Annotated in this window: 10 protein-coding genes; 4 read left to right on the forward strand and 6 right to left on the reverse strand. The window is 35.4% G+C overall.

Annotated features, from left to right (window positions below; translation table 11 throughout):
• Nucleotide 1: 1 nt before the first annotated feature.
• Nucleotides 2-1312 carry a TldD/PmbA family protein gene (locus tag MSBR3_RS00535; protein ID WP_048105695.1) on the forward strand — a complete coding sequence of 437 codons (1311 nt, stop codon included), beginning with the start codon at nucleotides 2-4 and terminating at the stop codon, nucleotides 1310-1312.
• Between the two features lie 386 nt (nucleotides 1313-1698).
• On the opposite strand, the gene MSBR3_RS00540 is transcribed toward MSBR3_RS00535, so the two are convergent.
• The 4 genes from MSBR3_RS00540 to cooS all read right to left on the reverse strand — a co-directional run bounded on the left by MSBR3_RS00540 (nucleotide 1699) and on the right by cooS (nucleotide 6189).
• A complete protein-coding gene (locus MSBR3_RS00540) occupies nucleotides 1699-2163 on the reverse strand; it encodes a universal stress protein (protein WP_080942154.1) in 465 nt (154 codons plus the stop codon).
• A 982-nt stretch (nucleotides 2164-3145) separates the two neighbouring features.
• On the reverse strand, nucleotides 3146-3601 hold the full coding sequence (locus MSBR3_RS00545) for a universal stress protein (protein WP_048105697.1): 456 nt from the start codon (nucleotides 3599-3601) through the stop codon (nucleotides 3146-3148).
• 189 nt (nucleotides 3602-3790) lie between these two features.
• Nucleotides 3791-4300: a 4Fe-4S dicluster domain-containing protein gene (locus tag MSBR3_RS00550; protein WP_048109824.1), complete on the reverse strand. Its 510-nt coding sequence runs from the start codon at nucleotides 4298-4300 to the stop codon at nucleotides 3791-3793.
• 5 nt (nucleotides 4301-4305) lie between these two features.
• Nucleotides 4306-6189 (reverse strand): anaerobic carbon-monoxide dehydrogenase catalytic subunit, encoded by a 1884-nt coding sequence (cooS, locus tag MSBR3_RS00555; protein ID WP_048105699.1) that lies wholly within the window; start codon nucleotides 6187-6189, stop codon nucleotides 4306-4308.
• Nucleotides 6190-7292: 1103 nt separating this feature from the next.
• Here cooS and MSBR3_RS00560 point away from each other — a divergent pair.
• Together MSBR3_RS00560 and MSBR3_RS00565 are read left to right on the forward strand one after the other, a co-directional pair.
• Nucleotides 7293-9167 carry a BAR domain-containing protein gene (locus tag MSBR3_RS00560; RefSeq protein ID WP_048105701.1) on the forward strand — a complete coding sequence of 625 codons (1875 nt, stop codon included), beginning with the start codon at nucleotides 7293-7295 and terminating at the stop codon, nucleotides 9165-9167.
• Nucleotides 9168-9250: 83 nt separating this feature from the next.
• Nucleotides 9251-9607 carry a hypothetical protein gene (locus tag MSBR3_RS00565; RefSeq protein WP_048105703.1) on the forward strand — a complete coding sequence of 119 codons (357 nt, stop codon included), beginning with the start codon at nucleotides 9251-9253 and terminating at the stop codon, nucleotides 9605-9607.
• 18 nt (nucleotides 9608-9625) lie between these two features.
• Here the strand turns inward: MSBR3_RS00565 and MSBR3_RS00570 are convergent, their stop codons facing one another.
• Together MSBR3_RS00570 and MSBR3_RS00575 are read right to left on the reverse strand one after the other, a co-directional pair.
• Nucleotides 9626-10321, reverse strand: a complete 696-nt coding sequence (locus MSBR3_RS00570; RefSeq protein ID WP_048105705.1) for a hypothetical protein — start codon at nucleotides 10319-10321, stop codon at nucleotides 9626-9628.
• Nucleotide 10322: 1 nt separating this feature from the next.
• Nucleotides 10323-11558: an AAA family ATPase gene (locus MSBR3_RS00575; protein ID WP_080942155.1), complete on the reverse strand. Its 1236-nt coding sequence runs from the start codon at nucleotides 11556-11558 to the stop codon at nucleotides 10323-10325.
• Between the two features lie 516 nt (nucleotides 11559-12074).
• Between MSBR3_RS00575 and MSBR3_RS00580 the strand changes: the two genes are divergently transcribed.
• Nucleotides 12075-12410, forward strand: coding sequence for a hypothetical protein (locus MSBR3_RS00580; RefSeq protein WP_155396602.1), 336 nt, complete (start codon nucleotides 12075-12077; stop codon nucleotides 12408-12410).
• The last annotated feature ends 1393 nt before the right edge of the window (nucleotides 12411-13803 follow it).

Raw genomic sequence — 13803 nt, forward strand, 5'->3', positions numbered from 1 at the left:
GATGTACGAGCTTGCAAGAAAAGCTCTAAGGCTTGCAGAAAAGGCAGGAGCTGAAGAAGCTGAAATCTATTATGCTGCAAACCACTCAACAAGTGTGAATTTTAGAAAAGATGCACTTGAGAATGCTAAAGACCGTTTCTCGGAAGGTATAGGAGTCAGGGCTATAGTAAACGGAGCTGTGGGCTTTGCCAGCACGAATTCGGCAGCACAAATAGAGGATGCTGTTGAGGTTGCGGTTTCCGAAGCCAGGATAAGGGAAAGTGATCCTGATTGGGTGGGTCTTCCTTCGAACGAAAAATATCCCACGGTATCGGGCATCTTCGATAAAAAAGTCGAGACCCTGGAACTTGAAGCCTGTATTGAGCATGCCCTGGCACTTATTGAAGGCACAAAAGAAGTCCCAGGTACACTTCCAACATCAGGAGGCTTTACTCGGGCAAAGAGCAAGCAACTTATCCTGAACACAAATGGCATAGAAATAGAAGAGGAATCAACAGCAGTTTCCGGTTTTGTTGATGTCATTACTGTAAACGGGCAGACTTCAACAGCCTATGACTTTGGAATTTCCCGTTCTCTGGATATTGATTTCTTCGCCCTTGGAAAGAATGCAGCCGAGCTTGCACTGAAATCCAGTGACGGAATAAAGATCGAACCGCAAAAAACTGATGTGGTTTTCCATCCGTTTGCTTTTTCAGACATTATTGAGGAGGCGCTTGCTCCTTCGTTTGATGCGGACAATGTCCAGAAGGGAAGGTCGGGCCTGATAGACAAACTCGGCGAGGAACTTGCAGTGCCGGAACTCAGCATCTATGATGACGGACTCATTGAGGCAGGAATCGAGACATCTACTTCGGATGATGAGGGAGTTCCTTCGCAGCGTACTACCTTGATTGGAAAAGGCGTACTTGAAACTTACCTCTATGACAGTTATACCGCAGGAAAATCAGGCGTCAAGAGTACCGGAAACAGCTCAAGGTCTTCTTATACAAGTCCTCCTGCAGTAGGGCTCAGAAACGTTATAGTTGATTATCCTCAGACGGATGTTATTGCTGATACTCATTCCGGGATCTTCGTAAACACGATAATCGGTGCTCACACGGCAAACTCGATTTCTGGAGACTTCTCAGTAGAAGCCAGAAATGCCTTCACAATTAAAGACGGAGCACTTGATAAGCCTATAAAATCCCTCATGATTTCAGGCAATGCTTTCGAGATTTTAAAACAGATCACAGGAGCAGGCTTTGATGTCAGGAAAGTCGGAGGAATAATTACACCTTCTATCCGGGTTTCGGATATGAGTGTTATAGGTTAAGGCTCATAAAGAGCCTTCTTTTTAATCAGTAACAGTTACTGATTAATAATTTTAATATTCTCCTATTCTAATGAATATTTTGTATTCCTTACTTCAGATTTTCAGTATTCCTCATTTCTAGACATTTTGTATTCCTTATTTCAGATCTTCAGTGTTTCTCATTTCTAGACATTTTGTATTCCTTATTTCAGATCTTCAGTGTTTCTCATTTCTAGATAATTTGTATTCCTTATTTCAGATCTTCAGTGTTTCTCATTTCTAGATAATTTGTATTCCTTATTTCAGATCTTCAATATTCCTTATTTCTAGATATTTGATACTTTCTTGTTACAATAAATAATAATTTTTAAGGTTTAATATTTCTGTTTTTAGAAAAAGAATTTACTTTAAACTACTGGTTCTTCGTTTGCTGTCTCGCCCTTTACGACCATCACCGGTGTTTTTGAATGCCTTACTATCTTTTCAGCTACGCTCCCCAATAGGAACCTATCAAGCCCGGTTCTTCCAAGTGTGCCCATAACTATAAGGTCTATGCCTTCCTGTTCTGCAAACTCCATAATTCTATCTGCAGGGTGCCCGTCAAGAATCACAGACTCTACTTCAATACCTGAGGTTTTTCCCGCCTCTTCAACAAAAGTAACGGCTCTTTTCGCTTCAGCCTCGAGAATTTCTCTTAGTGACTCTTCCCACCCGAAATTTCTTGGAGTATAGCCCGTTGAAGCGATTACATACACGGCGTAGAGTCTTGCTCCAGTAAGCCTAGCAAGCTCAACTGCTGACTTAACTGCCTTTTCTACCTGTTTTGAACCATCGGTTGCAATCATTATCTTGTCGTAACTTTTGCCTTCCAAAATTAAGTCCCCCGATTTTAACACTATGGGTTTTTACATTACAGTTTTTACATTACAGTTTTATATTATAGTTTTATATTACAGTCTTACATCATAATCTTTACATTACAGTTTTTAAATAATGTAGTATAATCCTTATTTATCCTTATTTGGGAGCTTTCTTATATATTTAGAACTTTATTCTTTACAGACGTTTCTATATTTGTTTATGCTTGTCAGAAAATAAATTTTCCACCATTGATATATATAACTATTATATAAATTACTTTTTCGCTAAGTTTTAGTTATTAAATATTATTGATTACCGATATAAGATTACCTCGACCCTTAAATAAAACAGATAGATAATGTTGTTTTAATACTGTTTTTAATATTATTTTATTGTTTTAATCCAGTTTATTGTCTGTATACGGACAAAAAGTCTTTAAATTAAAATATATTTACGGTAATTATGGCACAAAAAGGTACTCTTTTTTTGCGCACCAGAACACTTATATATTGCTTAATCGTCAGAGGGGATTGTTGAACGGGTAAGCTCAAATCAAATATTATTGACAATAATTATATCCAACATATTTTAACCTCCTCCAAAAAACCCCGTTCACGAACATATTTTTTATATCTTTCTTAAGTTTATACAAGTAATCTTTAGTTGCTCTTCTAGTTTCTTTGCTGCTATAACATCCGTGACAATTTTTTGAGCGCTTGTTTTTAAATAAATTCTTTCCAGACAATTCATTCACTACTATACTCTATAATATGTAAGCATAGAGTTCACTATCGCATGAAGTAAGACCTTTCTATTCTCCAGACAATTTTCCTTTTTGCCTGGGAAAGAATCGGTTTGCAGCTACTAGAGACCCTATTTACATTAGGAAAGTTAAAGCACAGGTATCGGGTAAATTTGTATTTTAACTGCTCTTTTATTTGTATTTTAACTGCTCTTTTATTTGTATTTTAACTGCTCTTTTTTATCTTCCTTTTAAGCAGTTTCTCCCCTTACAACAAGTACCGGTCTATTTGAATGTCTTACCACGTTCTCGGCCACACTCCCGAGTAAGAACCTCTGAATTCCAGTTCTTCCAAGTGTACCCATAACAATAAGATCAATATCGTTTTTTTCTGCAAAGTCGACAAGCTCATTTGCAGGAGTGCCTTGCAGGATTACGGGTTCAACCTCAACATCTGCAATTTTTCCTAAGTTTTCGACATAATCCGTAGCCTCTTTGCCTTCAGCCCTGAAGTATTCGAGAATGGCTCTTTCCCATCCGACATTCTTTGGATAAATTATCGAAAACCCTTCAGAAGCAATCACGTAGACAGCATATAGTTTTGCACCGCTTATTTTTGCGATTTCAACTGCTGTTTCGACTGCTCTTCGGACAGATTCCGAACCGTCGGTTGCAACCATTATCTTCCTGTAAAAACTGTTATTCATACCTGACTCCCCATTTTCTTCTGAAATTATATTTGCTAATATGGAAATAATCCTTTATAAAGTATCATTCAAGAAGGAAGCGATAAGAAGGAAGCGATGGCGCAGATGGACTTATTGCTTGAAAATAAATGCGCCATCACGATTATGTTTATCCTGTACGTTTCGCAGTAACTTACGTATATTTTTCTTTTAAACCTTGTTTGCCTCTGTAAAAATAAGAGCATGTGTCGGGCAGGCTTCGACGCAGGCAGGAATATCCCTATCCTCGCAGAGGTCGCATTTTATTCCTGCTTCGGCTTGCCTGTTGATTACTCCGTGATTGTAATTCATGGAACTGCTCCAGCAGCCCATAACAAGAATCAATTGATATAGAGTACTGAAACGGGAACATACCTTAGAACAGTTCCAGCAGTCTACACAGCGGTTCTGGTCATAGCTGACAATACTGGCATTTTCGTCCTGACGGAGAGCTTTTGTAGGACAAACCGAAACACAAGGTGCATCCTTACAGTGGCGGCAGGTGATGGGTAGAGAAACTCCAAGGCCAGGGACATACTCCAGGCAGATGCGTTTTTTCGGAGCTGGTTTTTCTCCTACAGCCGAAAAGAGGCTTTTGCTCTCGGAATGTGCAACGGCACATGCGATCTCACAGGAGCGACAGCCCAGGCAGCGTTCGGGCCGAATCATTACGTCTTTCATATAAATCATCTCTGAGAATCCAGACCTAGCGCCTTTCTTTTTGCATCTATGTGCTCAAGCATCAGTTTTGCGGCTTTAAGGGGATCAGGCTCAACCGCAAAGCTTGCTCCGACTACACTGTTCAAGCCTTCTGTCAGAAGGGACGTAACAGCCTGACTTCCAAGAATAGCCGGAATGGTCCCGAGCACAGTAAATACGCCGGATGAAACCACATAAGCCCCGATACTAACTGCCTTTTCGCTCATCCATTCGGGAGCTGCTCCTGCTGCTGGAAGATCACTTATGTCCACACCCAGGTAATTTGCAAGCGCGGATGAAAGCACAAGGATACGGCTGATATCAACACAGGAACCCATGTGCAGGACCGGTGGTATGCCAAGAGCTTTACAGACAGCTTTTAGCCCATCGCCTGCAAGTTCGGAAGCTTCCGGCAAAAGCAGTCCTGCTTCGGCACACGCAATCGCATTACAGCCGGTTGTGACCACAAGCACATTGTTTTTAATCAATTCTTTAACGAGGTTGACATGGCCATAATTGTGCGTTACTTTAACATTATTGCAACCGACAACAGCTCCTATTCCCCAAACATCCCCACCCTTTATTGCCTCGATAAGAGGGTCAGGGCTTCCTCCAAGGGCACTGAGGATAGCCTCGGCACTGAAGCCTACCATACATTCCTGTTTCTCTTCAGGTATGGTAATTTTTTCAGGAACCCTGTTAGGGAAGTTTTCGACGGCGATCCTTACAATTTCTTTTGCAGTTTCGTAAGCTCTGCCTTCATGGAACTCCATCCTTATGGTATTGGGAAAATCAGCCTTTGGGGATGTGGATATGAACTTCGTATGGTAGCAGCCTGTAAGTTCCCCAAGAGAAGGCATGACACACTGGACATCCACAACCATAGCTTCTACGGCACCTGTAATTACTGCCAGCTCCTGCTGAAGGAAGGTTCCGGCTATGGGAGTCCCGTGCCGCATCAGGGTCTCATTGCCAGTACAGCATATCCCGGCAACATTGATGCCTGCTGCACCCTTTTCCTCTGCAAGTTTAAGGAGCTCGGGATCTTCTGCAGCTTCTACAATCATTTCTGAGAGAATAGGTTCGTGCCCATGGACAATTACGTTTACTTTATCTTTAGATAGCACTCCCAGATTAACAGTACTTCTTCTAGGTTGCGGGATTCCAAAGAGTATGTCCTGGACATCGGTAGCAATCATCGAGCCTCCCCAACCATCGGAAAGACCTGTGCGCAGGCCTTGCAACAGGATATGAACCGCATCATTGTCCACACCTATATGAGTCCGATGCATGCATTCCACGATTTCCCGGTCAATTCCCCTTGGTTCTATTCCAAGCTCGGCCCAGAGTTTAAGCCTTGATTCAGGCACTCTTCTGGTACATAAGAGGTGTCCATCCTGTTTTCCAAATTCCTGAAGGAGTGTGTCTGCAAGTATGGATGCAACTTCTTTCGGGCTTTTTCCCTCAGGGGGGATCCCATATTCCGAGGCAAGAGATAATAGTTTTGCTTCGTCTTTTATCCTGTAACTTCCAGCCTCTCCTTCACTCATTTTCTTAAAGGTCAGCACAGCATCTCTTGCATGGTCGGAATGAGCTGCTGCACCTGCGGCAATTGTCCTCAGAAGATTCCTTGCAACTATAATATCCGCGGTAGCACCGCAAATTCCTTTTTGAGCTCCTTCTCCGAAAGGATCTATCCTGCAAGGACCCATATTGCAGTTCCGACAGCAAACTCCTAGCTGACCGAAACTGCATTGAGGCAATTGTTTCTCATACCTGTCCCAGACGGTTTCAATGCCTTCTTCTTCGGCCTTTTTGAGTATTTTCTGGCTTGCAAGGTCAATGCTTTTCTCATATATTTCCGGTTTCATCTCATATCCCACAATTTTTTAATTCCTTCCAGAACTATCCAAAATCCTGGTCCAAACTCTATTATTTGAAGAATTGATCGTGAAATCCGTGATTCTGAAGAAATTTTACCTGGCTGATCTTTAGTTCTTGATTTCCAGCCCTGTTTTATCTTAAAACTGGCAAATCCCGATAAATTCTTCAAAATTATCAAAATTTATTATTTTATAAACTTTTTTAAAAAACGCGGCTAAGTTCAGATCTTTCATACTAAATTTCAAAACTGGGTTCTTGAATCTCGGATTTCGAACGATAAATCAAGTTTTAGCATAAGTTTAAACATTCTTTTAATTCCCTGGAAATTTTTGAATCTAATTGATATTTGTAAATTACTTTTGAGGTTAGTTCACTTTTTATGTGTTTTTTTCCAATTTATTTTCAAGTTTAGATTAGTGTTGAATATAAGACCTTAACATCTCCAGTAAATTTATCAGAAATTAAAAAACATATTACTCATTGAGAATATCTTTCAGAAATTTATTTTGACAGCTTCGTTTTTGTTGTTTTATTAATCAGTTAGCTATTCTCTGTTCTAAGTTTTATTCCTTTCACAGTAATGCGGAATCTTACTTCCTAGTAATAATATAAATAATTTTCGAAAAAGGCGGCTTTGCACAAAATCTCTTTTTTGCATCTAAAATCTGAACTGTTAAAAAATTAACTATAGATCAAATAGCAAAATAATATTGATATAAATAAAATAGACAATAACTTTGTTTAATAAGTAACATAGATATCCATAAAAACACTTCCTCCAATTTTTAAAAAAATCGTTTCACTATTTCATGTTGAGGTTCTGTAACGTCTTCTAGGGCATCGTGGCATCCAAAATCCACTGTAAAGTTTAGGGGGATAAAATGAGATGTTAGTTTAGGAAGTTAAGGTTAAAACTAAAATATCTTTTTATATATAATTAATTTCTCTCTTGTTCTCCTCCCCATTTTATTTTTTACAACCAAAAAAGTTATATACCAACCATGCTTATAATTTCCTTATACGTACCTGATAGATTCCTTATGAACTCCTGAGTGTTTCCTGATACATTCTCGGAGAAATAGGTGGTAATATGAAAAAGACAACTCAAACAAATTTAGATGGAATACCTTTGAAAAACACACAACTGAATAAAAAACTTACGTGGAGACAAAAACAAACGCTTTTGGCGATTTATTGGGAAGTTAAGAACTATGGCAGTGTTACTTTTTCTAATTTAGTTGGGGACATTGGAGTGGCTTCTATTACTATGAGTATACATTTGGGATCGTTACAAAAGAAAGGACATATTTTGAAGCCGGCCAAACAGTTTATTGAAATGAGTTTCGAAGATAAATTAGAGTTAACCGAAGACGGAATTAATACCGCGGAAGAAGAATTACATAAAATAAATTCTACTATAAACGATTCACTTGACTCAATTTTTGAAAAACTTAAAACCGATTATGAAAAATTAGCTTATACAAAATCAACGGGTTTTAATCTCACAAGCAATTCTTTTTCGAAAGCTTATACCGATTTAATAAAAAACAAAAATTTGACAGAGCCCGTAATTACAAGTATTGCACTTTACGCAGAATTAGATAGTCAATTAAATCTTTTGATGATGGATAAAGTAGGTAAAAAATTAAATCCGGTTTATAGATCTTTAACTCAAAATAAATTAAGTACTATAATCAGAACCGGTAGACTTTCATCGATAGCTATACCTATTATGTTAAAGGGGCAGGTATCGTTTAATGAAGCACGAAACATACTTGAAGATAGTTGGGCATGGCTTAATACTGTTCAAAACAGGCAGATTAATCGATATATGAACGAGGCGTCAAGTTTAGGATTAATTACACAAAACGCTGGTATGATATCGAGTTTAAAACCAAGTGCTACGGATCTAATACTTTGGCTTGCTACAAAAACCGGAGATGCTTTTATGAATACTGTTAATCCAGCTCCAAAAGCATCTTTAATTGTTTATAAAGAATCTTTTAATTTGCCAACTATCGAGGACCTGCTTTCACCCCAAAATTCCAATTTAGAATGGGCACAACAAATTTACGATGACACTCCTAAAGATGTATATACTAATTCAATAAACGATGCAGTTGACATTCTTGTAAATCAAGCTAAAGTGGTGGAAAAACTAGAAGGGGATAGATTAGTTCCTAAAACAGTAATGAGAGAAGTGAATGAAGCCCCTGATATTAAAGTTGCATTTGACACAATTTTAAAGTTTAGCAAAAAAGAGAATAACTATGTCTCTAATGTCTTACTAGCAATAATAGCAAATCCTGGAATAACCATACAGGGGTTATATAATAAAGTTAAATCTTCGACAAATATCGAACTGAATCAGCTAGAAAGTGTCATAACCAATTTAGCAGGCAAAGGGTTTGTTCATATAGCTCGATCTTTGTATTCGAAGGATCTTAATACAGTCAAGTTATACGCATTTTCACATATCCCTCATTTCGAGAAATCTAAATCTTCGAATGATGATAATCTTGTTGGTGAAGCAAACGCAGTTAGCAAAGGCATGGAACCGTGGATACTCTCTTCAATAAAAGACTTTTTCCCAAGTAACGATGAAAAAATACAATTGTATGAAATATTGAATTACTTACTAAAGGAAAAAGAAATTTCATTTGATGACATTGAAGATAAATCAGACAAACGACTTTCTCGAAAAATGGGCGCTTGGAGTTATACTTTAAAACCGTTTATTGAATCGGATGAAGATTTTTCACTAATAAAAATACCAGACTCTAGGCTAGGAGAAATAATTTTAGATACACTGCAATTTTCTTTATTAACTTCTAATGATGCATTGGGTATATATAATAGTGCAATGTCTAATTTTATTAGTAAAGACGGTGATTTAATGAAGCGAGTTGAAGAAGATGCAGCAATATTAAAGAAAGAACTCTTAAAAACTAAAAAAATAAAATGATTTTTTGTAATTTGTATGAAGTATCAACTTTTTAAAAATCGGTTTAATCATATGTTGCATTAGATTTATCATTTGGAGGAATTATGGGTTCTAAGATCACTTTCAACAATATTGTTTTTTCCCTAGTAAAAAAGTACGGAGAGGTAACAGACTCTGAGAGGAAATCGGGTAAACTTCAAGCGGGAAGTGTAGCAAGTAAACTGACTGACGGGAAAGTAATCGATGTTCTAGTTTTGAAAAAAGAATATCCTGAGATAAGGGATGAGTCTGTTACTTTCAATGAGGCTGATATTAGAAAAGGAACGAGAAGACAATTTACAGAACTCGCGGAATTGTACAGAAGAAAGGGGAGACTTCCCGTACATACCGATTTCTTCAAGAATATCCAACCAGGAGATATAGTTATTATTATGTCGCCATTTACGCAGATAAAAGCATAGACTATTTTTATGTAAATATTAAGAATAAATTAGTAAACTCTTAGCCCAATCTTCATTTTCTATATCGTAAATTGCAAAATTTGATGCTGTAAATCTTATCAGTTCGGCAATGTCCTTATCAAAGAAATCTTCTGCGAGCTCTTTCATAACGATATGAGGACTTTTTTTAGAAAAGTTGTATTTTTTAGAATTTGTCAAATTTCTATGCTTCAAATAAGTACGCACCACAACAGTCTCGATGTTTTGAGGAACAGTTATCAGTTTAGCTTTTATACAACCATATTTTCCGACTTTCTGAAATATAAAAACTCCATCTTTTTCACAATACAAAGGTAATTTTTGGAATTTTCTTTTGTTTGTAGCCAGTAATCCCAATGTTTTTTGGACCTTCGTGTATAAATCCCCATACTCCACACCATCGTCATCCAGAACGAGAAGTATACCAATCTCGTCTTGATGTGTCCCCAGTAAGTCCGAAATGACGTCTGGAAACAGTTTTTCATGTATGCCTGGTTTTCCAGAGTCTCCAAATATAACTAAATCATATTCATTATTGTAATAATTAAAGCAACTGTCTTCAAGGATTTTTGTTTCTAATTCATTAAATGTGCGGCCAATCATTGAATAAATTTTTTTATTCATTTTTGGGCATTTATTGAACATTTCTTCAAAGAATAGCACATCATTAGTGCCTTCGCATATAATAATGTTCAATTTAATGCCCCCGCAAATCCCGTTTTATTGTTTTAATTTCATCATGTGCTTCTTCTCCAGAAAAAACTTGCCTTTCAATTTCTCCATCGTATAATCTACGTAATTTAATGATGTTTATAGAATCAATTGCCCCTTTTTTTCCAGCTTTCTTTAATAAATATTCGATTAATTCTGAACTATGAGTAGATATAAAAAATTGAGAGTTTTCAGAGTGGGATACAATTTCATCAGCTAAAATATCTAAGTACCCAGGGTGCATCGATACTTCAGGTTCTTCAAAAACAACTACTCCATTGTTTATCAACGGTGCCACGAATGCAAGTTTTAATAACGCTTTGAACCCATCACCCATAAATGTTAAGGGCAATGGTTCATCCAAATTCTTTAGCAGGATGAATAACTCTCCATCAATTTCTCTTACATCTTCAAAGTAGGAGATCCGATTTTTTAGATATGCAAGTACATTTTCCAATCTTTTTGTTTCAACCAGTTTTATATAAAGTGATGAAATATCTTCCGCTATTTTCGGAGAACTTATCATAAAAGGAATAACGTATGCAGATTTATTTTGTTCCTGATAAATAGGTAACGGATTGCGATCTCCAAGGATATCTGTCTTAAAATACACAGAAATTAATTTTTTATTCAACTTTGACAATAAGAATATCTTTTCAGATTCAGTAAAATCTTTCCTCATTTTTTCTCTTCGAGAGGTGATTTTATCCGAAATATCGTTCAAGATATATTGTATTTTTTTATCATCGGTTTTTATTTTTTCAGTTCGTTGAAGTTCGTTTATTAATTTAAATAGATTATACTCATAATCTTTTGTTGATTCTAATATTTCATATCCAACTATTTCTTTAAATGAAAGTAAAAAATTTTCGAAAAACTCAGCCACTTCGATTGGATAATTGTTATCACAGTATAATATATCAAGTTCTAAATTTTTATTGCCAGATAACTTTAATATTAGTTCAGATTTAGTTCCTTTTTTGTACATTAAATACTTAAAGCTGTTATCGTTTGAGACGTAATTAAAATTTGTATTTAAAGCATCTTCATAATCATTAAGTGAGGAAAGAGTTACCCAAATTGATTCTAATATAGAAGATTTTCCAGTATTATTTGGGCCCACTATTATATTTATTGAATTGCAGGGGAAATTAATTTCTTCAATGCCTCTATAATGTTTAATTTCCACATCAGTTATCATATCCATTAGATCCGCATCCATTAATAAAACTATACAATATATCTATTCGACTCATTACTTAATTATTTTTTCAATAATGTGAAGGTTCCATGACAATATTATTACGCCAAGCTTTAATAAAATTACGCCAAATCATAAGTTCGTAAAAATATTTGATTCTGGGCAAAATACTTATAAAATTGTCATATTTATGATATAATTCCAAGCCACATGTATGATATTCATTTTTACAGGCAACACATGTTAAAAATATTTACAGTCATCGGATACTAATTTGCTCCTGTTTTTTGTAATTTAACATATGATGTTTAACACATATTCTCAAGACTTCACCGCAGACGAAGACTTTATAAAACCTGTTTAACAATGTATCTAAAACGTCTTAATTATTTTTCCCCAATAATTAAACTAATCCTTATACATTCCACACCCGATTTTTGACACCTTTCTTTCAGAGAGAAAACACCCGTTAACTTGACACAACCTAAAAACACAATAAATAAATCTTAACCACTCTTTCTCTTTCTTGGTGTCACAATGAGAAAACTGTTAATTATCTTGATATTTTTTATAATATTTTCCTCTGGCTGCGCTTCAAAAGAAACAAAATACGTTCGCAGTGGGGAAGATCGAGAATACGTAACGTTATCATCGGATGGGTCTGCTTTTTACCACACTGGAGGATTGGAAAACTATAAGGGAACATGGAAAGAAGTAGAAGGCCAATATGGAGAGAATGAAATCACAGTATTCTTGGACGATGGATCAAGTTTAGTATTTAGACAAAAGCAGGATGATAAAGACATATTACTGTTAAAGGTTCCAATAGAGAATAATAATGGTGGAGTAGAAAGATATTATAAAGAAGATTAAAGTTGACTTCTTTTAAATGTAATTAGTATATATCCAATTAATATTTTAACCTTGCAAAAGCGTTACTCATTTATTCCTATATTTTGTATCAATTTGGCATCGTTTCTCAAAATATTATATGATGTCCTCATTTGATTCAAACAAGTATATATCTTGCAATATATTTTCTCTCAGCTTGTATTTTTACAGAACGAGCCGATAAAAATAATAATGTTCGTCTATATGCGAACAAATTAAAAGTGTATAAAATTCACTTTCGCGCTAAATCATCCCAAAAGTTTTTAAATAAACATGTATATTATGTACAATATATAAAAGAAGGTATTATTATGTAATTACAAAAATCAATCATTATTTGAGGACGATAGCTCCTACAACTACCGCCACTCAGAAAAACAATATCGTATCCATCAAAATCTAGGATACGTCATCAGAAAACAATGTTATATACAATTTTCTAGTATATAATTTTGATGGCACTCTAGTTTTTATTAGTGGATACTTTATTGTTCGTACTGAAAGAAGACAGAAAACCAATCAGTAAGGGTTGGGAAAATCAAATTAAGTATTCACAAAACATGATATTAACATTAAAAGAATTTTCCATTATGGGAGTCTTAATCGAAGGATTCTACCTAAACGCGAACATACAAGAAGCTAAGATTTTCTTCATTGCGTTGGTAGTAATTGTCATCGCATGGGCATACATTGTTAAGTCATATAAATGATTTAACAACTTCCTATTTTTTTTAACTGATAACTTGCACAATGCAGGTAATTTAAAAATAACTTCAGTATTATTTATATCTATGGATTTTAATATTCATGAAATGTTCTAAACTTGATCTTTCCTTGATTTTCATCTTGCACAAAATCTCCCTCATCTGCACAAAAAGTAGAGGAAATTAGGGACTTTTTGTGCAAAGCCGAAAAAGGCCAAAAAATTGAATAACAGTTTCATTTAGTACGAAGAGTAGTTTTCCTGATTTTAAAGTAAGAGTTATATGAAAATTTCTCTAAATTTATTTATATCAGCAGTTTAAATTTAGAAATCATATACAAACTTGTTTCAAAATATTTTTCATATTTAGGACCTATATGGCTGAACCGAGAAGTCAGTAACGTTAAACCTTCAACTACTTAAAATACTAAATTATATAACGTCAAAAATACTTGGTTTTGTACTTAAAAGCGTAAATCTAATATTATAAATAAGAAACGTAAATCCTAATATTATAAATGGATAGAATTTCGTAGAGATATTTCAAAGAGATAATGAATTGCAACTTGTAACTCTCTATTGAAATTCTCATAATATATTATAGACTTTGAAGTGCTTTTTTGAATACTGTATCCTAAGTAGAAATATTATACTCTCGTACTTATGACACCA

This window comes from Methanosarcina barkeri 3 (assembly GCF_000970305.1).
Taxonomy (GTDB): Archaea; Halobacteriota; Methanosarcinia; order Methanosarcinales; family Methanosarcinaceae; genus Methanosarcina; species Methanosarcina barkeri_A.